This window comes from Lentzea sp. NPDC058450, from assembly GCF_042721395.1.
Lineage (GTDB): Bacteria > Actinomycetota > Actinomycetes > Mycobacteriales > Pseudonocardiaceae > Lentzea.
Genome location: NZ_JBHXLO010000010.1, coordinates 99859 through 121991 on the forward strand (window position 1 = coordinate 99859; position 22133 = coordinate 121991).

25 protein-coding genes are annotated in these 22133 nt (G+C 69.0%); 10 read left to right on the forward strand and 15 right to left on the reverse strand.

Annotated elements, in window-relative coordinates; all coding sequences use genetic code 11:
- Positions 1-113: 113 nt before the first annotated feature.
- Positions 114-371, forward strand: coding sequence for a DUF2631 domain-containing protein (locus ACFWNN_RS17920; protein WP_382441030.1), 258 nt, complete (start codon positions 114-116; stop codon positions 369-371).
- On the opposite strand, the gene ACFWNN_RS17925 is transcribed toward ACFWNN_RS17920, so the two are convergent.
- Positions 368-1267 (reverse strand): NADP-dependent oxidoreductase, encoded by a 900-nt coding sequence (locus tag ACFWNN_RS17925; protein ID WP_382441031.1) that lies wholly within the window; start codon positions 1265-1267, stop codon positions 368-370. The two genes, ACFWNN_RS17920 and ACFWNN_RS17925, sit on opposite strands and share 4 nt — an antisense overlap.
- A gap of 103 nt (positions 1268-1370) precedes the next feature.
- Here ACFWNN_RS17925 and ACFWNN_RS17930 point away from each other — a divergent pair, with 103 nt between their 5' ends.
- Positions 1371-1733: a winged helix-turn-helix transcriptional regulator gene (locus ACFWNN_RS17930; protein ID WP_382441153.1), complete on the forward strand. Its 363-nt coding sequence runs from the start codon at positions 1371-1373 to the stop codon at positions 1731-1733.
- Here ACFWNN_RS17930 and ACFWNN_RS17935 read toward each other — a convergent pair whose 3' ends face one another.
- A complete protein-coding gene (locus ACFWNN_RS17935; protein WP_382441032.1) occupies positions 1734-3293 on the reverse strand; it encodes a serine/threonine-protein kinase in 1560 nt (519 codons plus the stop codon). It abuts the gene before it with no gap.
- A 186-nt stretch (positions 3294-3479) separates the two neighbouring features.
- Between ACFWNN_RS17935 and ACFWNN_RS17940 the strand changes: the two genes are divergently transcribed.
- Both ACFWNN_RS17940 and ACFWNN_RS17945 read left to right on the forward strand, forming a co-directional pair.
- Complete coding sequence (locus ACFWNN_RS17940; RefSeq protein WP_382441033.1) at positions 3480-4631, forward strand: ricin-type beta-trefoil lectin domain protein; 1152 nt, start codon at positions 3480-3482, stop codon at positions 4629-4631.
- 120 nt (positions 4632-4751) lie between these two features.
- Positions 4752-5243, forward strand: coding sequence for a beta-class carbonic anhydrase (locus tag ACFWNN_RS17945; RefSeq protein WP_382441034.1), 492 nt, complete (start codon positions 4752-4754; stop codon positions 5241-5243).
- On the opposite strand, the gene ACFWNN_RS17950 is transcribed toward ACFWNN_RS17945, so the two are convergent.
- A complete protein-coding gene (locus ACFWNN_RS17950; RefSeq protein ID WP_382441035.1) occupies positions 5240-5689 on the reverse strand; it encodes a hypothetical protein in 450 nt (149 codons plus the stop codon). The two genes, ACFWNN_RS17945 and ACFWNN_RS17950, sit on opposite strands and share 4 nt — an antisense overlap.
- Positions 5682-6323 carry a hypothetical protein gene (locus ACFWNN_RS17955; RefSeq protein ID WP_382441036.1) on the reverse strand — a complete coding sequence of 214 codons (642 nt, stop codon included), beginning with the start codon at positions 6321-6323 and terminating at the stop codon, positions 5682-5684. Before ACFWNN_RS17955 ends, ACFWNN_RS17950 begins: the two co-directional genes overlap by 8 nt.
- A 142-nt stretch (positions 6324-6465) precedes the next feature.
- Between ACFWNN_RS17955 and ACFWNN_RS17960 the strand changes: the two genes are divergently transcribed.
- The gene (locus ACFWNN_RS17960; RefSeq protein ID WP_382441037.1) at positions 6466-7422 is read left to right on the forward strand and encodes a hypothetical protein; all 957 of its coding nucleotides are present in this window, start codon (positions 6466-6468) and stop codon (positions 7420-7422) included.
- Positions 7423-7437: 15 nt separating this feature from the next.
- Here ACFWNN_RS17960 and ACFWNN_RS17965 read toward each other — a convergent pair whose 3' ends face one another.
- Both ACFWNN_RS17965 and rlmN read right to left on the reverse strand, forming a co-directional pair.
- Positions 7438-7914 (reverse strand): hypothetical protein, encoded by a 477-nt coding sequence (locus tag ACFWNN_RS17965; protein WP_382441038.1) that lies wholly within the window; start codon positions 7912-7914, stop codon positions 7438-7440.
- A complete protein-coding gene (rlmN, locus tag ACFWNN_RS17970) occupies positions 7914-9020 on the reverse strand; it encodes a 23S rRNA (adenine(2503)-C(2))-methyltransferase RlmN (RefSeq protein WP_382441039.1) in 1107 nt (368 codons plus the stop codon). The genes ACFWNN_RS17965 and rlmN overlap by 1 nt, the downstream gene beginning before the upstream one ends.
- A 194-nt stretch (positions 9021-9214) precedes the next feature.
- On the opposite strand from rlmN, the gene ACFWNN_RS17975 reads away from it, so the two are divergent.
- Positions 9215-9601 (forward strand): PadR family transcriptional regulator, encoded by a 387-nt coding sequence (locus ACFWNN_RS17975; RefSeq protein ID WP_382441040.1) that lies wholly within the window; start codon positions 9215-9217, stop codon positions 9599-9601.
- Between the two features lies 1 nt (position 9602).
- On the opposite strand, the gene ACFWNN_RS17980 is transcribed toward ACFWNN_RS17975, so the two are convergent.
- Together ACFWNN_RS17980 and ACFWNN_RS17985 are read right to left on the reverse strand one after the other, a co-directional pair.
- Positions 9603-10580: an aldo/keto reductase gene (locus ACFWNN_RS17980; protein WP_382441041.1), complete on the reverse strand. Its 978-nt coding sequence runs from the start codon at positions 10578-10580 to the stop codon at positions 9603-9605.
- Between the two features lie 22 nt (positions 10581-10602).
- A complete protein-coding gene (locus ACFWNN_RS17985; RefSeq protein WP_382441042.1) occupies positions 10603-11346 on the reverse strand; it encodes a class I SAM-dependent methyltransferase in 744 nt (247 codons plus the stop codon).
- A 96-nt stretch (positions 11347-11442) separates the two neighbouring features.
- On the opposite strand from ACFWNN_RS17985, the gene ACFWNN_RS17990 reads away from it, so the two are divergent.
- On the forward strand, positions 11443-12261 hold the full coding sequence (locus ACFWNN_RS17990) for a VOC family protein (protein ID WP_382441043.1): 819 nt from the start codon (positions 11443-11445) through the stop codon (positions 12259-12261).
- A gap of 10 nt (positions 12262-12271) precedes the next feature.
- On the opposite strand, the gene ACFWNN_RS17995 is transcribed toward ACFWNN_RS17990, so the two are convergent.
- From ACFWNN_RS17995 to rpsB, 5 genes are all read right to left on the reverse strand, one after another.
- Positions 12272-13126, reverse strand: coding sequence for a phosphatidate cytidylyltransferase (locus tag ACFWNN_RS17995; protein WP_382441044.1), 855 nt, complete (start codon positions 13124-13126; stop codon positions 12272-12274).
- Positions 13127-13192: 66 nt separating this feature from the next.
- The gene (frr, locus tag ACFWNN_RS18000; RefSeq protein WP_382441045.1) at positions 13193-13750 is read right to left on the reverse strand and encodes a ribosome recycling factor; all 558 of its coding nucleotides are present in this window, start codon (positions 13748-13750) and stop codon (positions 13193-13195) included.
- A 61-nt stretch (positions 13751-13811) separates the two neighbouring features.
- Positions 13812-14522, reverse strand: a complete 711-nt coding sequence (gene pyrH / locus ACFWNN_RS18005) for a UMP kinase (RefSeq protein ID WP_301325822.1) — start codon at positions 14520-14522, stop codon at positions 13812-13814.
- Between the two features lie 115 nt (positions 14523-14637).
- A complete protein-coding gene (gene tsf / locus ACFWNN_RS18010) occupies positions 14638-15453 on the reverse strand; it encodes a translation elongation factor Ts (RefSeq protein WP_382441046.1) in 816 nt (271 codons plus the stop codon).
- A gap of 72 nt (positions 15454-15525) precedes the next feature.
- A complete protein-coding gene (rpsB, locus tag ACFWNN_RS18015) occupies positions 15526-16353 on the reverse strand; it encodes a 30S ribosomal protein S2 (protein WP_382441047.1) in 828 nt (275 codons plus the stop codon).
- 373 nt (positions 16354-16726) lie between these two features.
- Here rpsB and ACFWNN_RS18020 point away from each other — a divergent pair, with 373 nt between their 5' ends.
- Positions 16727-17260, forward strand: a complete 534-nt coding sequence (locus ACFWNN_RS18020) for a murein hydrolase activator EnvC family protein (protein ID WP_382441048.1) — start codon at positions 16727-16729, stop codon at positions 17258-17260.
- Between the two features lie 647 nt (positions 17261-17907).
- Here ACFWNN_RS18020 and ACFWNN_RS18025 read toward each other — a convergent pair.
- Positions 17908-18846, reverse strand: a complete 939-nt coding sequence (locus ACFWNN_RS18025; protein ID WP_382441049.1) for a FliA/WhiG family RNA polymerase sigma factor — start codon at positions 18844-18846, stop codon at positions 17908-17910.
- 31 nt (positions 18847-18877) lie between these two features.
- Positions 18878-19855, reverse strand: coding sequence for a tyrosine recombinase XerC (locus tag ACFWNN_RS18030; protein WP_382441050.1), 978 nt, complete (start codon positions 19853-19855; stop codon positions 18878-18880).
- A 157-nt stretch (positions 19856-20012) separates the two neighbouring features.
- Between ACFWNN_RS18030 and ACFWNN_RS18035 the strand changes: the two genes are divergently transcribed.
- Together ACFWNN_RS18035 and ACFWNN_RS18040 are read left to right on the forward strand one after the other, a co-directional pair.
- Entirely contained in the window at positions 20013-20603 is a 591-nt protein-coding gene (locus ACFWNN_RS18035) for a hypothetical protein (protein ID WP_382441051.1), read from the forward strand.
- 44 nt (positions 20604-20647) lie between these two features.
- Positions 20648-22132: a M48 family metalloprotease gene (locus tag ACFWNN_RS18040; RefSeq protein ID WP_382441052.1), complete on the forward strand. Its 1485-nt coding sequence runs from the start codon at positions 20648-20650 to the stop codon at positions 22130-22132.
- The last annotated feature ends 1 nt before the right edge of the window (position 22133 follow it).

Genomic DNA, 22133 nt, shown 5'->3' on the forward strand with positions numbered 1-22133 from the left:
GCCTAAACCCGTCCGACCTCGCTCGTCAGTCGTGCGCGCGCGACCTCACACATCCCGGCCGGCCCACATGTGCGACGATGACCACGTAATCCGGATGAGCAGTGGAGGAAACCGTGGCCACGTCCTCGGAACTGGACAAGCGTCCTGCCGTCGACCCGCACGAGGAGCCGTCGCACGAGTGGGGCTGGCACGGCCAGCTGCCCAAGGGCACGCGCATCGCCGGTTGGCTCTCCGCGATCTTCTGCTTCCTGATGCTGATCGGCAACCACCACGGTCAGACCGAGAACATCTGGCTGGTCGCGTCCGGCATCACGATCATCGCCCTGCTGGTGTGGGACGCCGCGCGCCGCAAGAAGCCCTGGCGCCGCTAAAGCGTTTCGAGCACGATCTTGCCCTGGGTGCGACCCGTCTCGCCCAGGGCATGTGCTTTTTCGGCCTCTGCCAGCGGGAACGTCGCCTCGACGTGCACGCTGAGCTCGCCCGACTCGACCAGCGCCGTGATCGCCTCCAGGCCCGCGCGGTCGGGTTCGACCAGGATCGGGCTGGTCCTGATGTCGCCGCGGATCGCGCTGTCCACTCCGGACGGCACGCCGACGAACAACCCACCGGGCCGCACCGGCGCCGGTGACGCACCGCCGACCAGGTCCACGAACAGGTCGATGTCGGTGCCCGCGTAGTCGCCCTTCGTGTAGTCCACGACCTCGTCGGCGCCGAGGTCCTTCAGGAACGCGTGCTTGGGCTCGCGCGCGGTGCCGATGACGTGCGCGCCGTGGGCCTTGGCGATCTGCACGGCCAGGTGACCGACGCCACCCGCTGCCGCCGTGATCAGGACCTTCTGGCCTTTCTGCACGTCAGCCGTGTCGATCAGGATCTGGTGGGCGGTGAGCGCGGCCAGCGGCAGCGCGGCCGCCTCGACGTGGGTCAGGCTCTTCGGCTTCTTCGCGAAGTGGCGCGACGGGGCCGTGACGTACTCGGCGTAGGCGCTCGCGGCACGCGGGAACCACGGCATGCCGTAGACCTCGTCGCCCGGCTTGAGGGTCGTGACGCCGAAGCCGACCTCCTCGACCACGCCGGAGACGTCCCAGCCGTTGATGAACGGGAACGTCTGCACGCCCGCCATGCCGCTGCCCGCGCGGGTCTTCCAGTCGACCGGGTTGACGCCCGCCGCGTGCACCCTGACCAGCACCTCCGTCGGCAGCGGGGCAGGCTTCGGGACGTCGGTGAGAGTGATGGGGCCGCCGAACTCGTTCTGGATGATCGCTCGCATGTCACCTAGTCTGGGAGACCAGGTCTCTGACAGCAATTAGGCACTATCTTGTGCACTAGGTACCTGGTAGAAACTATCCGTGATCAGGGACGTTTACCTCAAGATGTGCCCGTGCCGCGACCTGCTGGACATGGTCGCGTCGAAGTGGACGGCGCTGGTGATCGGCGACCTCGAAGAGGGGCCGCGCCGGTTCGGCGAGCTCAAGCGCCGGCTGGAGGGCATCAGCCAGAAGATGCTCACGCAGACGTTGCGCACGTTGGAGCGCGATGGGCTCGTCACGCGCACGGTGTACCCCTCGGTGCCGTTGCGCGTCGAGTACGAGCTGACCGAACTCGGGCGCAGCGTCACCGAGCCGCTCGCCGCGTTGCGGTTGTGGGCGCAGCGCAACTACGAGTCGGTGGCCGAGGCGCGCGAGACGTTCGACAGCTCCGAGCCCGTCGGCCTGGAGCCCGCTACGGCTCGCTGATCACTGGACCGTCCAGCCGAACTGGAACTCGGGCTGCTGGCCCTCGCAGTTCGCGTGGATCGAGTCGAAGTGCGTGCCCTTGAACAGGCACCGGTAGACCGGGAGCGAGGGGACGTCCGCCGGCTTGGTGACGAAGACGTAGCCGAGCTTGCCGAGGACGGTCTGGCCCTCGCAGTTCGGCTGCGACGACGTCATGTGGTCGTCGGAGTTGAGGATGCGGCACGCGTACAGCATCCGGGTGTTCGGTTCCTCGTTCACCAGGAGCTTGCCGAGGCCACCGGTGTCCTCGACGCTGAAGCCCGCCGGCGGCCCCAGCTGCGGGGTGCCGCTGTAGTGGAAGGCGGTGCCGTTCTTGATGTGCCGGGTGAACGCGACGGTCTGGCGCGGCGGTTTCGGTGGCGTCGTCGTCTGCTGCGGCGGGGGTGCCTGAACGGGCTGCGACGCCTGGCTGGACGACGGTGCGGAGCTGCTGGGCGCCGCACTGCTGCTGCTCGCCGGCGCACTGGACGCCGTGCTGCTGCTCGTGGTCCCGGTCGGCTGAACCGAGCTCACGCCCTGCTGCGCGGACGCGATTCCTTGCCGCGCATCGGGTTTGAGGACGAAGACCGCGACGAGCGCGATCACGACCAGCGCTGCCGCCGCCCCCGCGAAGACGCCGATCTTCTTGCGCGACCGGGGTTTGTCGTCCCAGTCCGCGTGCGTCGGCGCAGGCGGGGTGACGTAGCTGGTGACCGGTTCGATGACGACGGTCTGCTCGGACGGCGTGAGCGGCTTGACCACCGTCGTGGCGCCGCTGAGCCGCTGCTTGAGCTGGGCGGCCGTGAGCCGGAGCGTCTCGTCCTGGGCGAGCAGGGCCATGATCGTGTCGGCGAGCGGGCCGCTGGTCCGGTGCAGGACCGGCTCCTCGTACATGATCGCGTGCATGGTGGCCGCGGTCGTGTCGCGCTGGAACGGCGAACGGCCCTCGGCGGCGTGGAACATGGTGGCGCCCAACGCCCACAGGTCGCTCGCGGGCGAGGGCTGCTTGCCCGCGAACAACTCCGGCGCCATGTAACCGGGCGAGCCCATGATGCCGCCGGTGGCCGTCAGGCCAGGGTCGTCCATGGCGCGGGCGATGCCGAAGTCGGCGAGCTTCACACGTCCGTCGGGCAGCACCATGATGTTGCTGGGCTTGACGTCGCGGTGCACGATCCCCGCCGCGTGCGCCGCCTCGAGTGCGCTGAGGGTCTGCAGGCCGATGTCCGCGACCTCGTCCTCGGTGAGCTGCCTGCGGGTCATGACCTCGGAGAGCGTCGGCGCCTCGACGAGCTCCATGACCAGGTAGGTCGCGCCGTGCTCGACGATGACGTCGTAGATGCCGACGACGTTCGGGCTGTTCAGGCGGCCTGCCGTGCGTGCCTCGCGGAGCACCCGTTCGCTCTCGGTCGTGCGCAGCTCCTTGAGCGCGACCTGCCGTCCGATGACCTTGTCCTCGGCCAGCCAGACGACCCCCATGCCGCCCCGGCCGAGCTCTCGCAGCATCGCGTATCTGCCCGCGACGAGCCTCGTTTCTTCCCCCACGTCGCGGCATGGTAGCCGCACGGCTCGGTCGACCGGTTTCCTGTCCGGTTCTGTCCGCTGACAGTGCGTGCCGGGTTCGCTACCGTTCGAGAAGGTCTAGACCGCTTCCCTGCACTCTCGCGTTGAAGGCGGTCTCTCATGTCTTTTGGCGTGTTGTTAGCGGCGTTGACCCTGTTCAGTCCGATCGTGGACGATCTCCCGAACGAGTTCCGGGAGCCCTCTCCCGCCCTGTCCGCGCAGTCCGTGGTCTGCGACGGCGACGGGGTGAGCGGCAAGCGCGTTCAGGCCGTGTACGTGCGCGGCGACCAGTCGCCGGACCGGTACGCGCAGCTCGTGGGCCAGTTCCAGACGTTCGCCGACCAGATCGACAGCGCGTTCGTCGAGGCCGGCTCCCGGCTCGGCGGCGGCGTGCGGCACGTGCGGTTCGTGACGCAGCCGGACTGCCGGGCGAAGGTGGACAACGTTGTCGTGCCGCAGTCGGCGATGTCGTCGCCCTCGGCCGTCGCCGACCAGCTGGCCGCGCGCGGGTACAACCGCGCCGACCGCAAGTACCTGTTCTGGCACGACTCCGGCGGCTGCGGGGTGGCGTGGGGCGCGCCGGGCGACGACCGTCCCGGCGCCGACAACGGCTACAACTCCGGGCCGTCGTACGCCGCCGTGGGCACGGGCTGCTGGACGTGGCAGGCGAGCGCCCACGAGCTGCTGCACACGCTGGGCGCCGTGCAGCGATCGGCGCCCAACTCCACGGCGTTCGGTCACTGCTGGGACGACGAGGACATCATGTGTTACGACGACGGCGGAATCCCGAACCCGCCCGGCGGCCTGGTGAAGGTCTGCCCCGGTGCGCCGGAGAACCAGATCGACTGCGGTGGCAACGACTACTTCCACACCAACCCGCCCGCGGGTTCCTACCTGGCCACGCGCTGGAACGTCGCGCGCAGCCAGTTCCTGTCCTCGTCGGGTTCCGGCTCCGGCACGATCGTCGGCATCGGCGGAAAGTGCGTCGACGTCAGCAACTCCGGCACCGCTGATGGCACGGTCATCCAGTTGTGGGGCTGCAACGGCACGGGCGCGCAGCAGTGGTCGCGCGTCGGTGACACCTTGCGGGCGTTCGGGAAGTGCATGGACGTCAACGCTTCTGGCGTCGCTGACGGCACCGTGGTGCAGCTCTGGACGTGCAACGGCACGGGCGCGCAGGTGTGGTCGCGGGTCGGCAGCACCTTGCGCAACCCGCAGTCCGGCAAGTGCTTGGACGCGGCGGGCAACTCGTCCGCCGACGGCACGCGGTTGCAGATCTGGACGTGCACGGGCGGCACGAACCAGAACTGGACGCTCTAGAGATGCGTCGGCCCCCGCTTGTGTCTGAGTGGGGGCCTTTCTCACGTTCCGGGCGCTGTTGCAGGTATGCGCATACGACAGTTTGCTCACCTATACATCCAGGTGAGAGGACTTGAAATCATGTCGGTGACCGACGAACTGCTCGCCAACAACGCCACCTACGCCGCCCAGTTCTCCGGGCCGCTCCCGTTGCCGCCCGCCAAGCACGTGGCCGTCGTGGCGTGCATGGACGCCCGCATCGACGTGTACCGCGTGCTGGGCCTGCAGGAGGGCGAGGCGCACGTCATCCGCAACGCCGGCGGAGTCGTGACCGACGACGAGATCCGGTCGCTCGCCATCAGCCAGCGCCTGCTCGGCACGCGCGAGATCATCCTGATCCACCACACCGACTGCGGCATGCTGACGTTCACCGACGACGACTTCAAGCGGTCGATCCAGGACGAGGTCGGCGTGAAGCCCGCCTGGTCCGCCGAGGCGTTCGGGGACCTCGAAGAAGACGTGCGTCAGTCGATCTCGCGCATCACCGGCAACCCGTTCGTGCCGGTGAAGGACTCGGTGCGCGGCTTCGTGTTCGACGTGGCGACGGGTGCGCTGACCGAGGTGAAGCTCTAGACGCAGGCCCAGCAGTAGAGGCGCTCGCCGTTCTTCTTCGCCTCTGCCGCAAGGCTTCGGAGGTCGCGCAGGATCTCGGCGAGCACCTCGGGATCGAACCCGTCCAGCTCCTCGATCGCCGCCCACCGCACCGCGACCTCGTCCAGGTCACCGGCCGCCGCGAGCGCGTCCCGCAGGCCGTCGGTGACCGTGAGGACCAGGACCTCGCCGTCGTGCTCGATCGCGACGTCCTCACCGCACCGCGGGTCGTCGGAGATCTCGTCGTAGGACCGCCCGGTGAGGAGCTCCTCCAACTGCCCCATGACGACCGCCGGGTCGAGCGACTTGGTCTCGACCGTCGGGAACCTGTGCACCGGCCCGCCGTCGATCGCGGTGGCGGCGAGTTCGTCCGTCGGCGCGGCGAAGTAGTCGTACAGGACGCCCATTTCCGTTGCCCCCTCAGGCATGCACGCGATGTTCGTCGCAGTACATCACGTGCAGCCATTCCCAATGCCGCAGACTCTCGGTGATCTCCGCGCAGCAGTGGGTGCCGGGGTTCTCGTGCATGTGCCGCGGGCAGTCCTCGACCAACTCCAGCAACGCGTGCCCAGCCATGTGGAAGGCAGGCGCGCTACCGACCATGAAGACCGTCTCGGCCACGATCTCGCCGCGCAGCAGATCCCTGTACTCCCGGTCGTAGCGCCTGTCGTAGTCGGGCTCGCGCCCGAACCCCTGGCAGACAACGGTGTGCGGCCGGCCGCCCCGCAGCTTCGCGCGCACCTCCTTCCACTTCGACAGCCGGAACCCCAGACTGTGGTGCACCAGCACCAGGTCCAGGAACGGCCCGTCGCTCCGCGCGCACTCCGGATCGCTCTGCTTCAACGGCAGGTACACCAAGGTGCGGGGCGACCGCATCGCGAACGCCCACGCCATCGTGATCTCCAGTGCCGCGGCCTTGTCCACACAGGACTCGACGCCCGCGTACCCCTCGTACAACGGCGCGTGCTTCAGCGGCCGAGCAGGCTGCACCACCCGGTACTCGTCCTTGCCCAGCCGCACGGTGCTGACGAGCGTGCGCCAGCGTTCCCCCTCGAGTTTCATCGCCGGCAACGGTAGAGCGCCGCTCTGACCAAGGCGACGGAGTTTCCGCCGTCACCCGACCTGATGAAACCCTGCGTAACCGTCCGGTCACGCTGCTACGTTCCGAACGATTGCAGACCACGTCTTCAGGGGGTTGACGACGTTGAAACGCAAGTTCTTGAGCCTTGTCGCGATCGGGGTCCTCGCGCTGGTGTCGCCGGTCCCGGCGCAGGCGGCGGAACGACCAGGCGGCAAGGAGAGCTACGCGGTCTCCATCGGCCAGGTGGCGCCGGAAGGCACTCCGCCGACAGGCAAGGAGTTCGCCCGGCTCGCGATGTACTACTTCGGCCTCGACGGCACCGTGCGCGAGGCGTTCTGGTTCTGGAGCTGGAACATCGGCTACCCGGCCGCCACCATCGGCCCGACCTCGGCGGGCTGCGACAACTGCAAGATCCACACCGCCGGCGGCTTCCAGAACGGCGCCGAGGTCAAGGAACTCCGGGGCACCTACACCGTCACCGGCGACAAGATGGCCATCTCGTGGAGCAACGGCGCCACCGAGAACTGGACGGTGAGCCGTCCGGAGACCGGCATCAGCGTGATCGCGCTGACCGGCTCGAGCTACGGCACGAACGTCGGCAAGGGCTACGGCAGCAACGTCAGGACCACCGTCTCCGTGCCGCTCGACGACATCCCGAAGAAGCGCTACCCCGGCGAGTTCCGCTACAACGCCTGGGACGCCAAGAACGAGAGGATGACCTCCGACTGGGGCACCTCGGGCATCAACCTGCAGGAGTTCAAGAAGTGCAACGGCAACTGCCTCAGCGCCGCCATCGCGGTCGCCGACGGTTCGACCGCCTGCTCGGCCTGCAAACCGGGTGAGCAGAAGGCGGTCCGCTACTACCTGGCGTCCGACGGCGGCCGCAAGAACTACTACGAGCACTTCTGCACGTGCCTGCTGCAGGGCGGCAACACCTGCTACACCGGCGGTTCCCACCTCAAGCCGCAGCTCCAGGTGATCGACGACGCGCAGAGGTTCCGCGGCTGGGTCGGCATCGAAGCGCAGCAACGCATCGCGAACCGCGGCACGCTCGGCGTGCACTGGTACACCGACGTCTGACCGCCCCGAGTCGGGTCAGGTCACCGTGAACGGCGAGTGACCTGGCTCGACGCGGTCGACCAGCAGATCCGCGAACACCAGTGAGATGGTGTGCCCGTTGGCTTCGATCAGCACCTCGTGCATCGGCATGCCGAGCCGCGCCGACCACGCGGCGGCGGCCTCGGAGTCCGCCACCACCTTCGCACCGGGGTAGAGCACCTGCCAGCGCACGCCCCAGACGTACCCGTCCAGGTCGTCGCGGTCCTCCCAGCCGTCGACGAACGCGTCGTCGAGCGAGCGCTTCCACGTTTCCGGCGCCACCGAGGTCGTGACCTCGGCGCGGACGCAGTACCGGAAGCGGTACCTCAGGTGCTCCGGTCGGATGCCCGTCGAGGGGTCGGCGGAGGCGTAAACGATGACGTCGTAGTCGCGCAGGTAGTCGGTGAAGCCGTGGAAGACGAGCGCCTGGTCGAAGACGTCGTCGAGCGCCGCACCGATCTGCGCGGCGTCCATCAGCCCTCGGCGGCCAGCTGACCGCAGGCAGCGGCGATCTCCTGCCCACGCGTGTCCCGCACGGTGCACTCGACGCCCTGCTCCCGCACCCGCCGCACGAACTCGCGCTCGACGGGCTTCGGCGACGCGTCCCACTTGCTGCCCGGCGTCGGGTTCAGCGGGATCAGGTTCACGTGCACCAGCTGGCCGAGGTGCTTGCGCAGCTTCTTGCCCAGCAGGTCCGCGCGCCACCCCTGGTCGTTGATGTCGCGGATCAGCGCGTACTCGATCGAGACGCGGCGCCCGGTCTTGTCCGCGTACCCGCGAGCGGCTTCGAGGACCTCGGCGACGTTCCACTTCGTGTTGACCGGCACCAGCGTGTCGCGCAGCTCGTCGTCCGGCGTGTGCAACGACACCGCGAGCCGCACCTGGAGGTTCTCCTCGGTCAGCTTCTTGATCGCGGGGACCAGGCCGACCGTCGACACGGTGACGTGCCGCTGCGAGATGCCCAGGCCGTCCGGCGCCGGGTCGCAGATGCGGTGCACGGCCTCGAGGATCCGCTTGTAGTTCGCGAGCGGCTCGCCCATGCCCATGAAGACGATGTTCGACAGCCGGCCGGGACCACCGGGCAGGTCGCCGTCGCGCATGGCGGCGGCGCCGAGGCGCACCTGGTCCACGATCTCCGCGGTCGACAGGTTGCGCTGCAGGCCGCCCTGGCCGGTCGCGCAGAACGGGCAGGCCATGCCGCAGCCCGCCTGTGAGGAGATGCACAGCGTCGCGCGGTCCGGGTAGCGCATGAGCACGGACTCGATGAGCGTGCCGTCGTGCGCGCGGAGCAGGGTCTTCGCCGTGGTGCCCTCGTCAGCGGTGACCTTGCGCACGACCGTGAAGAGCGGCGGCATCAGGTCGGCCACGAGCTTCTCGCGGGCGTCGGCCGGGATGTCGGTCATCTCGGCCGGGTCGACGGTCAGGCGGCTGAAGTAGTGGTTCGACAGCTGCTTCGCCCGGAACGGCTTCTCACCAAGGGCCGCAACGGCTTCCGCGCGTTGGGCGGGCGAGAGGTCGACCAGGTGGCGCGGCGGCAGGCCGCGCTTGGGCGCGTCGAAGACGAGGGGAAGCGAAGTCATAGCACATCCAGTGTCCCACGAAGTTCGGCGGACTAAGACCGTTGCATCGCGATAGCTTCCGATATATCGTTAGCGACATGATGATGAAACCACACCACAGAGAGCACCACCACAGGCATCGCCGCGGTCCCTTCGGGGGCGGCGGCAGGGGCGGCCGCCAGAGGCGCGGCAACGTCCGGGCGGCGGTTCTGTCCTTGCTGGCAGAACGGCCGATGCACGGCTACGAGATCATCCAGGAGATCGCCCGGCGCACCGGCGGCGTGTGGAGCCCGAGCCCCGGCTCGGTCTACCCGACGCTGCAGATGCTCGCCGACGAAGGCCTCGTCTCCGCGAACGAAGAAGGAGGCAAGAAGCTGTTCACCGTCACCGAACACGGCAGGGCGGAGCACACGGCCCCGCCCTGGCACGACATCGACATCCAGCTCGACCCGGTCGACGGCGAGCTGCGCACCGCGGTCCGGCTTCTCGGCGCCGCGATGGAGCAGATCTCCCACGCGGGCACGCCGGAGCAGAAGGCCCGCGCGGTCGAGCTCTACAACGACCTGCGGCGCAAGCTGTACGCCATCCTCGCCGAGGAGTGACCTACCACCGGTCGTGCACGTGCGGCCGGATCAGCTCGTCGTACACCTCGGCCACGGCCTTGGCGTCGACCGGCTCCAGTGACGCCGCGTGCGAGTTGGCGCGCGCCTGCTCCACGTTGCGAGCACCGGGAATCACCACCGTGACGCCGGACTGGTCCACGATCCACCTGAGCGCGAACTGCGCCATCGTGGCCCCCTCCGGCACCAGCGGCCGCAGGCGTTCCACCGCCTCCAGGCCGACCTCGTAAGGCACGCCGGAGAAGGTCTCGCCGACGTCGAACGCCTCACCGTTGCGGTTGTAGTTGCGGTGGTCGTCCGCGCCGAAAGTCGTTGCCTTGTCGTACTTCCCGGTCAGCAGACCGGACGCGAGCGGCACCCGCGCGATGATCGCCACCCCGGCCTCGGCGGCCGCGGGGAGCACCTCTTCGAGGGGCTTGTGCCGGAACGCGTTCAGGATGATCTGCACGCTGGCCACGTGCGGGCGCCTGATCGCCTCCAGCGCCTCCTCGACCTTCTCCACCGACACGCCGTAAGCAGCGATCCGTTGCTGCTCCACCATTTCGTCCAAGGTGTCGTACACCTCGTCGCGGCTGTAGACCGCGGTCGGCGGGCAGTGCAGCTGCACGAGGTCCAGGGTGTCGACGCCCAGGTTGCGGCGGCTCCGGTCGTTCCACGCGAGGAAGTTCTCCCGGCTGTAGCCCTCGCTGACCTGCGCCGGCAGCCGCCGCCCCATCTTCGTGGCGACGAAGATCCCGTCGTCCTCGCGCTCCTTGAGGAAACGCCCGACGAGCGTCTCGCTGCGACCGTCGCCGTAGACGTCGGCGGTGTCGAAGAAGTCGACCCCCGTGTCCGCCGCGGCGTGCAGCAACGCGAGCGCGTCGCTCTCGTCCACCTCGCCCCAGTCGGCACCGAGCTGCCAGCAGCCCAGTCCCACGACGCCGACCTGGCGGCCCAACCTGCCTGCGTTTCGCGTCTCCACGAACCGAGAGCCTAGTAGCGGATCACACGATCAGCCCGGCCGGCTTGCGCCGCACGTGCACCCGGTACCCGACGGGGAAGCTCAGCCCGTTCACCGAGGCGATGGCCCGTTCGGCGACCTTCTCGGAGAACTCGATGCGCAGCACCGCCTCCAGGTCCTCGCGCTTCTCGAACCGCCACTCGGCCGTGACGCGCCGCAGCGAGAACCCGTTGTCCGCGAAGAACTTCTCGACCACCGCCGGGTCGTAGCGCGGCTCGTCGGCGCGCAGCCACGGGCCGTACGGATCGGCGAACCCGTCCAGGTCGACGATCACCAGCGCGCCGCCCGGCCGCAGCACCCGGTCCGCTTCACGCAGTCCCGGTTCACATCCGGGACCGAAGAAATAGGCGGTGCGGGCGTGCACGAGATCCGCGGAAGCGTCATCGAGCGGCAACCCCTGCGCGGGTCCGGAGAGGGCGCGTGCATTCGACAGCGAAGCAATTCTGCGCTTGGCCCGAGCGACCAACGGCGGATGCGGTTCCACTCCCGTGACCGATTTCGCGGCCTCGGCGAACAACGGCAGGTGAAATCCATCGCCGCAGCCCACGTCCACGACATCCTGCCCGTCAAACGGACATTCTTCGCGTATCGCCGCCCAGATCGCGCCCTGGACGTCCTGTGCGCGGTTCTCGACCTCATACACGTCAGGCCAATGCCAGATGTTCGGACTGGGCACGACATCTGCCGGACGCACCGCGTTCAGCGCCGCCCGCACGAATCCCCTCACAAAAGCCACTGTAGGGCTTCCATTTGTCAGCGACCGTACGAATTCGTCCAATCACGGCGTAGCGTTGTGGCATCTCTCCCCCTGCAGGAGGCGGCAGTGTCGATCGCGCCCAACACTCCCCAGCTCGCGCCGTTGCTGTCCGGAAGTCCGTGCTGGGTCGAGAGATCCGTCGACGACCTGCGCGGTGCGATCGAGTTCTACACAGGCCTGTTCGGCTGGCACTACGCCGACGACGCGGGCTACACCGTCGCGATGGTCGACGGCATCCCCGTCGCCGGACTGCCCCAGGGTGATCCCGAGGCGTGGCGGTTGTACCTGGTCACACCCCATGCGCGAGCCACCGCGGAGAAGGCCTTCCACCTCGGCGGTTCGGTGCTGCGCAACCCCGAGGACGCCGCCGACCACACGCAGAGCACGGTGATCGCCGACCCGACCGGCGCCGTCGTCGGCTTCCGGCACGTGCCTCCGGAGTGGCGCTTCGGCATGGGCGGTCACGGTTCCTACGCGTGGGCCGAGCTCAACACCCGAGACGGCGCGGCGGCCGACGAGTTCTTCGGCGAGCTGTGCCACTACGACATCACGCAGATCGGCGACGGTCACCGGCTGGACTACGCGTCGTGGTCCGTCGAGGGCACCGAGGTGATCGGGCGGCAGAAGATGGGCCGCGAGTTCCCGTACGGAGAGCGCTCCCACTGGATGGTGTACTTCAACGCCGCGCCGGAGATCGGCACGGACTCGGTGGCGTACCGGGTGCTGGAGCTCGGCGGCCGAGTGACCGTCGAGCCCTACGACACCCCGTTCGGGCGCATCACCGTCGTCGAGGACCACGCGGGAATGGCGTTCTCCGTGATCGACCAGTCCCGCGTGATCGAGGCCGAACCGCGCACCGAGGTGGACGACCCGTACGACGACTGACGCGGGCCGGCTACTGCACGAAGAGGTGCAGCAGCAGCCAAGAGACGACGGCGGACGGGAGGAGCGAGTCCATCCGGTCCATCAGGCCGCCGTGGCCGGGCAGCAGCGTGCCCATGTCCTTGATGCCGAGGTCGCGCTTGATCAGCGACTCGACCAGGTCGCCCGCCGTGGCCGTGACGACCAGCGCGGCACCGAACAGCACGCCGTGCCACCACTGGCCGTCGAGCAGGGTCGTCAGCGTGATCGCGCCACCGACCATGCCGGCGACCAGTGAGCCCGCGAAGCCCTCCCAGGACTTCTTGGGGCTGATCGTCGGCGCCATCGGGTGCTTGCCGAGGAAGACGCCCGCCGCGTAGCCGCCGACGTCCGACAGCACGACGCCGATGATGAACGCGAACGCGCGCCCCGCACCGTCGTCGGGAACGACGAGCATGGCCGCGAAGGCCGCGAACAACGGCACGTACGCGACCGTGAACACCGAGGCGCTCAGGTCGCGCAGGTAGCCGTCGGAACCGCCCCGGAACCGCCAGATCATGCACACCAGCACCGTGACCACGAACGCGGTCATCATGCCGGTGCGTTCCAGCGGCCAGGACAGCCAGAGGATCGCCTGGCCGCCGATCAACGCGGGCCACAGGGCGACGGTGATGCCGGCCTTCTTGAAGGCGGTCGCGATCTCCCACGTCGACACCGCGACCGCGGCGGCGACGATCGCGATGAACGTCTCCTTCACGGTCAGCAGCGACGCGATGATCACGGCGCCGAGCCCGACGCCGACGAGGATCGCCGCCCGCAGGTCACGTCCCGCGCGCGACGGCTTCGACGCCGGCACGTCCGCGGGACCGCCTGCCACCTGTGCTCCCATCACGACCTCCGCCCGGCCAGGGCCATCACGCCTGCCGCGACTCGGCCGGGCGAACCATCAGGGAAATCAGACTTCGAGAAGCTCGGCTTCCTTGTGCTTCACGAGCTCTTCGACCTGCGCGACGTACTTGTGGGTGAGAGCCTCGAGCTCCTTCTCACCACGGGCGCCGTCGTCCTCGCCGACCTCGCCGTCCTTGACGAGCTTGTCGATCTCTTCCTTCGCCTTGCGGCGGACACCGCGGACGGAGACCTTGGCGTCCTCGCCCTTCGACTTCGCGACCTTCACCATGTCCCGGCGGCGCTCCTCGGAGAGCTGCGGGATGACGATGCGGATGATCGAGCCGTCGTTGCTCGGGTTGACGCCCAGGTCGGAGTCCCGGATCGCCTTCTCGATGGCGTTCAGCTGGCCCGCGTCGTACGGCTTGACGACCGCCATGCGCGCCTCGGGGACCGTGATGCTCGCCATCTGGTTCAGCGGCGTCATGGAGCCGTAGTAGTCGATGTGAATGCGGTTGAACATCGAGGGAGTCGCACGACCGGTTCGGACGGAGGAGAGGTTCTCCTTCGCGACCGAAACCGCCTTTTCCATCTTCTCCTCGGCGTCGAGGAGGGTCTCGTCGATCACGACTGCTCCTTGCTCTGCGTGTTCGTGCCCAATTCCCGGTCCTGGAGAGATCCCACCAGGTCTAGAAGGCCGGACGGCCACCGGGGGTGCTGACCAGAGTGCCGATCTTCTCACCACGCACCGCGCGAGCGATGTTGCCCTCGGTGAGGAGGTTGAAGACGAGGATCGGCATGTTGTTGTCCATGCAGAGGCTGAAGGCCGTGGCGTCGGCGACGTTGAGGCCGCGCTCCAGCACCTCGCGGTGGGTGATGTTGTCGAACATCAGCGCGTCCGGGTCGATCTTGGGGTCGGCCGTGTAGACGCCGTCGACGGCCTTCGCCATCAGGACGATCTCGCAGCCGATCTCCAGCGCGCGCTGGGCGGCGGTGGTGTCGGTGGAGAAGTACGGCAGGCCGGCGCCGCCACCGAAGATGACGACGCGCTTCTTCTCGAGGTGGCGCATCGCGCGGCGCGGGATGTACGACTCGGCGACCTGCGTCATCTGGATCGAGGTCTGCACGCGCGTGTCGATGCCGTGCTCACGCTCCAGGAAGTCCTGCAACGCCAGGCAGTTCATGACCGTGCCGAGCATGCCCATGTAGTCGGCGCGCGAGCGGTCCATGCCCCGCTGCTGGAGCTCGGACCCGCGGAAGAAGTTGCCACCACCGATCACGACGGCCACCTGCACGCCGGACTTGTGGACGGCCGCGATCTGCCGGGCGACTGTCTGGACGACGTCGGGATCCACACCGACGCCACCGCCGCCGAACATCTCGCCACCGAGCTTGAGCATCACCCGGTTGTAGCCGTGGCTACCTTCTTCGCTCACAGGTCCTCTCCTCGCGTGAAGTCTGCGGACATGCTGAGGGCGGGGTCGCCGTTGTGTCGCAACCCCGCCCTCACTGCAATCAGCTCTGGCCGACCTCGAACCGAGCGAAACGGGTCACCGTCACGCCGGCCTCGTCCAGAAGAGCCTTGACCGTCTTCTTGCTGTCCGTCACGGAAGCCTGCTCGAGGAGCACGACGTCCTTGAAGAAGCCGTTGACGCGACCCTCGACGATCTTGGGGAGCGCGCCCTCGGGCTTGCCCTCCTCGCGAGCGGTCTCCTCGGCGATGCGGCGCTCGTTGGCGACCAGCTCCTCCGGGACGTCCTCACGGGTGACGTACTTCGGACGCATGGCGGCGATCTGCATCGCGGCGCCCTTCGCGACCTCGGCGTTGTCACCAGTGAACTCGACGAGCACGCCCACGGCGGGCGGCAGGTCGGCGGCACGCTTGTGCAGGTAGACCGAGACGGTGCCGTCGTAGTCGACGGCCTTCGCCAGCTCGAGCTTCTCGCCGATCTTGGCGGAGAACTCCTGGACCAGCGCGTCCACGGTCTTGCCGTCGACCTCGACGGCCTTGAGGGCCTCGACGTCGGCGACCTTGTTCGCCTTGGCGAGCGCGACGATGTCGTCGGCCAGGGCGATGAAGTCGGCGTTCTTGGCGACGAAGTCGGTCTCGCAGCGCAGCTCGACCATCGCGCCGTCCTTGACGGCGACGAGGCCGTTGGACGTGGTGCGCTCGGCGCGCTTGCCGACGTCCTTCGCGCCCTTGATGCGCAGGATCTCGACGGCCTTGTCGAAGTCGCCGTCGGCCTCGTCCAGCGCCTTCTTGCAGTCCATCATGCCGGCGGCGGTCAGCTCGCGGAGCTTCTTGACGTCCGCGGTGGTGTAGTTCGCCATCGTTTTCCTTCTGCGATGTACGCGCTTAGGTCACGAGGTGCCCGCTGGTTCGCGGGCACCTCGTGGGGGAAATCAGGACTGGACGGGCTGCTCGGCCGGAGCCTCGGCCGCGGGGGCCGTGTTGGTGAGGAGCTCCTGCTCCCACTCCGCCAGCGGCTCGTCGGCGGCGACCTCGGGCTTGTCCTGGCCCTCGGCGGCGTCACGGCGAGCGCCGGAGCGCTGCATGAGACCGGCGGCGGCGGCCTCGGCCACGACCTTGGTCAGCAGAGCCGCGGAGCGGATCGCGTCGTCGTTGCCCGGGATCGGGAACTCGACCTCGTCCGGGTCGCAGTTGGTGTCGAGGATCGCGACGATCGGGATGTTCAGCTTGCGAGCCTCACCGACCGCGATGTGCTCCTTCTTGGTGTCCACGATCCACACGGCGCTGGGCACCTTGGACATGTCGCGGATACCGCCGAGCGTGCGCTCCAGCTTGTCCTTCTCGCGGTTCATCATCAGGATTTCCTTCTTGGTGAAACCCTGGAAACCGCCGGTCTGCTCCATCGACTCGAGCTCCTTGAGGCGCTGAAGCCTCTTGTGGACCGTCGAGAAGTTGGTGAGCATGCCGCCCAGCCAGCGCTGGTTCACGTAGGGCATGCCGACGCGGAGCGCCTCGTTGGCGATGGCCTCCTGCGCCTGCTTCTTCGTGCCGATGAACAGGATCGACCCGCCGTGCGCGACCGTCTCCTTGACGAACTCGTAAGCCCGGTCGATGTAGGTCAGCGTCTGCTGCAGGTCGATGATGTAGATGCCGTTGCGCTCGGTGAGGATGTAGCGCTTCATCTTCGGGTTCCAGCGCCGGGTCTGGTGCCCGAAGTGCACGCCGCTGTCGAGCAGCTGCTTCATGGTTACGACGGCCATGGCCGGTTCGCACCTCATCTGTAGGACGCGCGAGGTCTCGCCTTTGCGCGTCAGTCCGGTTGACGCCTCCAGCCGGAATCCGGCCTTCAGCCCTGGTGCCACCGCCTCGGCCCGCACCCGCCGGGCATCTCTGCACCGTCAGGACCGTCGGACGTCGTGACTCGACCAAACTGAATCAGCAAGATCGGATCTGCGTTGGCACGCGAAGTCGTCCCGCACACAGACGGGACGCGCCCGAAAGTCTACTCCGATCCCCCGACAAACCTCGAATCGCCCCCTCCCTCCCCTGCCGACTTGTCCACAACCGGCGAGTAATCCACAGATCCCGGATCCCCGCTGGTCCCCAGCCCTCCCCACCTCCACCGTTGAACCCGTGCCCCTCACCCCGACCGCCCTGCTCCTGACGGCCCTCCTGGTCGCCCCGCCCCCACCTGCTCCCTCGCCCCTCCCTGCCTCGCCGGCGTCTCCGCCCCGGCCAGGCGCCCGCCACGCGTGGCCCCTGCCACCGCCGCACCAGGTGGTCCGGGCCTTCGAGGCCCCGGCCACCCCGTTCGGCCCAGGTCACCGGGGCGCCGACCTGGCCGCCCCGGCAGGCACCCCGGTCCTGGCCTCGGCCGACGCGACCGTCGTCCACGCGGGCGCGGTGGCGACCAGAACCCTCGTGTCCCTGCAACACGCGACAGGCGTGCGCACGACCTACGAGCCGATCGCCCCCACCGTGACCGCGGGCCGCAAGGTCCGCCGAGGCGACGTGATCGGCCACCTCCAACCAGGCCACTGCCCCACCCCGTGCCTGCACTGGGGAGCCCGCAGAGCCACCACCTACCTGGACCCCCTGCGCCTGCTGACCGCGGGCGGAGTCCGCCTGCTCCCCCTGCCCCCGGCCTCCCGGTCCAGAGGCGGGTAGCGAAACCCGCGCCGCGCGGTTCCGGACACCGCCGGCGCTCCCCGCGGGCCGCTCCCGCCGACCTCCCCCGGCGGTGGAGCACCGGCGCGACCCCGTTGCGCGCCGGGCCGCCCGCCCGGCGGGCCGGGAGGCTGCCTCACCCCAACCAGGCCAGCCTTCCGGCCCGCCCCCACAGCTACCGCCCGGCGTCGTCGGCCGGCCCGCCGGCATCCGTGATCACCGGCTGCCCGACTTCCGGTCTCGCTGTTCGCCGACTGCCCGGTTTCTGAGCTGCTCACCCGCGTGCGGGGCGGTCACGTTCCGGTCTGGCGCGAGAGGGCCGCCGTGGGGCACAGCGGTTCGCAGCGCGAGCCTCGGTTGCTCCATCCGCCTGCCCTGGAGCGGCCTACCGGGGCAGGGCGTCGACGTTCGCCCGGCTTCATCGGTCCAGCTCCGCTGTGGATGCCCGAGTGGGCACAGGGCGTGCTTGGACCGAGGCCAAGGGCCACCCGTTCGAGTGAATTTGACCCAGCGATGGGCGGAAAGGGGGTTCATGCCCGATTTGGGAGGCTCGCGCAGCTTTCGTGGTGCGGGCATGCGGCAGCCCGGCAGGTGCCAGGCTGCGGAAGCGCGGCGGCTGGAGTGAGGCCGCTGGAGTGAGGCTGCGGTCAGGCCTCGGACTGCTCGTTGAGCTTGGTGCGCAGGCGCAGGACCGCTCGGGTGTGGAGCTGGCAGACCCGCGACTCGGTCACGCCCAGGACCTTGCCGATCTCGGCGAGGGTCAGGTTCTCGAAGTAGTAGAGGGTGACGACCACTCGGTCGCGCTCCGCGAGCTGGGCGATCGCGTCGGCCAGCTGGCGGCGGCTGTCCTGGTCGACGAGGCTCGCGACCGGGTCTTCCGCGGCGTCGTCCGGCAGCGACTCGGCCAGGGAGGAGCCGCCCTTGTTCGGGGCGATGAGCTCGTCGAGGGCCACGACGCTGGTGAGCTGGAGCTGGCCGTAGAGCTCGCGGAGCTCGGCCAGGCCGATCTTGAGCTCTGCGGCGAGCTCGCGGTCGGTGGGGGTGCGCTGCAGTTTCGCGCCCAGGCGTTCCAGGGCTCGTTCGACGTCGCGGGCCCGGCTGCGGACAGAGCGCGGCACCCAGTCCTGGGAGCGGAGGTCGTCGAGGATCGCGCCGCGGATGCGCTGCATGGCGTAGGTCTCGAACTTGAGGCCGCGTTCCGGCTCGAACTTCTCGATGGCGTCGACCAGGCCGAAGATGCCGGACTGGATCAGGTCGGCCACGTCCACGTGGGCGGGCAGGCCGGTGCCGACGCGGCCGGCGACGTACTTGACCAGCGGCGCGTAGTGCAGGACCAGGCGGTCGCGCTGGCTCTGGTCGCGGGACTCGCCGTAGCTGCGCCACAGGGCGACGATGCCGGCTTCGACGTCGTCACCGGACCGGACGTCCGCGCGCGTCACAGCAGTCGGAACGGCAGCGGGCGTGCCGTTGACATGCGTGTTGGCACCGGGCTCGGGGGATGCCTCGGTGCGTGGCGCGCCGTTCTGACGGTGCCCGTTGCTCGCCTGCTTCGACACTGGTGCGGGCAGGACGGGTTCAGGGGGCACGGTCGCCGTACGCGATCCTCCCCCTGCGGCGTCAGGAACGGGGGTGGGTTCGGTCATGGATCGCCTTCAGCCGTTCGACAGTGACGTGTGTGTAAAGCTGAGTCGTTGCGAGCGTAGCGTGACCAAGCAGTTCTTGGACGGTGCGCAGGTCCGCTCCTCCTTCCAGCAAATGGGTCGCAGCGGAGTGGCGCAACCCGTGCGGCCCGATGTCCGGCGCATCCGCTACCACGGCGACCACCTCGTGCACCAGAGTGCGAACGGCGCGCTGGTTCAGCCGGCCGCCGCGGGCACCGAGGAACAGCGCCGCCGGCGAATCCGGTGCTACCAGGGCGTTTCGCCCCTCGTCCACCCACCGCCGCAGCGCTCGCTCGGCCGGCACGCCGAACGGCGTGCTGCGCTCGCGTCCACCTTTGCCCAGAACTCGAATCACCCTTAGGGAGTAGTCCACGTCCTCGAGATCAAGACCACAGAGTTCGGCCACGCGGATACCTGTGGCGTACAGCAACTCCACCACGGCCTGATCACGCAGCGCAACCGGATCGCCTTGGGACGCGCCAGAGGATACGGCCCTCATGGCGTCCTTCGCCTGGTCCTCGCGCAACACCGAGGGCAAGGTCCGATGAGGACGCGGAGCAGCGAGCCGAGGCCCGGGATCCGACGCCAAATGCCCTGCTCGGTGCGCCCACTCCGTGAAAGCGCGCGCGGCAGCGGCACGCCGCGCGAGAGTCGTGCGACTCGCGCCCGCAGTGCGTTGCGCGGCAAGCCATGAGCGCAAATTCGTGAGATCAATGCGCGTGACATCCGCTTGTTCCGGGATATTCCCGGCCACGTGTCCCAGCAATGCCACCGCGTCCCCGATGTAGGCGCGCACCGTGTGCGGCGACAGATCACGCTCCAACATCAGATGGCGTTCGTATTGGCGCATCACGTCTTCCACGTTCGCCGGCAGTTTTTCGCGCAGGCGAACGAGATCGACACGACGTGTCCGACCATGCGGCGGCGAGGACATAGGCCAAGACGCTGCGCCAGTCGGGGCGATTGGTCAAGTATCGCCACACCCTCGCGCCATTTGGGAGCGCTCTCATGATCGGGAACACGATAACGTTTCAACTCCCTGTGACGAGCAGGGGTTTGGCGGCACGCACAGATCACCTTTCGGAGTAGCGATGGCAGCCAGCACCACCGTCCGAACAGCCGACGACCTCGCGCGCCGAGTCGTGCGCAAGATCGCCCCCGAGGAGCTGCCGTCGTTCGACGTCGTCGCCGCTCCCTACCTGGAGAACCCCAGGCAGGCCGAACGCCGCCTGCGCCAGGCCTACGACGACCCGATCGGCTTCGGCCTGGGAGACCTCGTCGCCATGGCGACACCGGTGATCGCCCTCGTGTCCGGCAGCGTGATCACCGCCGTCTCCGACAGCATCGGCACGGCCGTCCGCGACGGCGCGACCAGCGCCGCGCGCAAGGCCTGGCGCAAGGTCCGCGGCAAGCCCGACGAACCGCCGGCACTGCCGCCCACCCCGCTCACCACGGCCCAACTGGCCGACGTGCGCCAGATCGCCCTGGACCGCGCCCTCTCCCTCGGCATGAAGCAGCAGAAGGCCGACGCGCTCGCGGACGCCGTCATCGCCGCCCTGGTGCTGCGCGACACCACCCAGGACGACACCGACCAAGCCGGCCCGGCCCAGGACCGCACGGCCCAGGACGACCCGGACGCCGACGGCGACCCCAGACACAAGGCCGGTGACACGTCCCGATGACGGAAGCGAAGCCGCAGGTCAACCCCAGGGCCTTACCGTCCGAGATGATCCTCCTGCTTCTCCTCCTCACGGGGACGGTGCTGCTCAACGTCTTCTTCATCGCGACCTGGCTGACCCGCCTGGAGAACGGAGGCGCCGCCTCCTTCCTCCAGAAGCTGCAGATGCTCCTGACCCCGGGCCTGGCGGCCTTCGCCCTCTACAGCGCGTTCCGCGCCCGCCGCACCAAGCCGATCGCCCAGTCCCGCCTCCACGAGGCGGGCCAGGCCGTCGCGGCGCTGGTGAAACAGGTCAGCCCGCTGCGCTACGTGGACGTGCGGCTCGGCGAGCACCTGGGCGGCCGCGCCTACGTCACCGGCCACGCCCGCAAACCGATCATCGTGCTGGGACCGGAACTCCTGGCACTGCACTCCATGCCCGACGAACGCAAGGCCGCGTTCGAAGCGGTGGTGCGCCACGAACTGGCGCACGTGCGCGCCGGCGACCTCTGGTGGTACCAACTGGCCACCGCCCTGCGCTTCGCGAACCTCTCCACGGGCTTCTTCGCCCTGCTGGTGCTGTGGCTGGACGTCCTGCTGGACCGCGGCGACGTCACCTCCTTCCTGGTCAGCACGCTGCGACTGGCAGCGCTCACCCTCCTCACCGAACTGATCGCCCGCGCGTTCCTCCGGGCCCGCGAACACGCCGCCGACCTGCACGCCGCCGAGTTCGGCGTCGAAGGCCTCCTGGCCGCGGTCAAGGAGCACGAGACGGACAGGACCCGCTCCGTCGTCCGCTCCTGGCTCCGCCACCACCCCGGAGCCGACGAGCGCTCCCAGGCCGTGACGAACCCGGGCCACCTGCTCGCCTCGCCGTTCGGCCAGGTGCTGCTGGGCGCGGCCGCGGCGGGCACGGCCTTCGTGACGTTGCAGGACCTCCTGCTCAGCGGCGCCCCCGAGGACAAGGTCACCCCGATCCTCACGGGCGTGGTGATCGGCGTCCCGCTGACGCTGTTCGCGGCCTTCGGCCTGTGGCGAAGCGCCTGGCAGGAGAACCGCAACCGCTTGCGCGCCCTGCTCACCGCCGCCGCGGTGCTGGGCGGCCTGGTGATCGGCAGCCACCTGCCGCTCTACACGCGGATCTTCGACCAGGCCCCGATCGGCATCCCGATCGCGCTGTCGTCCCTCCTCTCACTGGCTCTCGGAACCTTCGCGCTGTGCTGGTGGCTCGACGCCCTGGGCACCTCCTGGCACCGCATCGACCCCGGCGCCACCCGCATGCCGACCTTCCTGAACTACGCCGTTCCCGCCGCCTGTCTGACGGGCGGCTGGCTGTTCGCGGTCTTGTGGACCTGGTCTGCCCGGCTGCGCGGCGTCTACCTCGGGTGCCCAACAGAGGAGGCGAAGGACCTGCCGATCTGCGTGTCCACGACACAACAGTCCGACATCGCGCTGACCGTCGCTCAGGACTTCGGCATCACGTTCTGGTCGGTCCTCGCACTGGTGGTCGCCGCGGCGGCGCTCGCCGTCCCGCGCTTCCTCCGCGCCCGCTGAC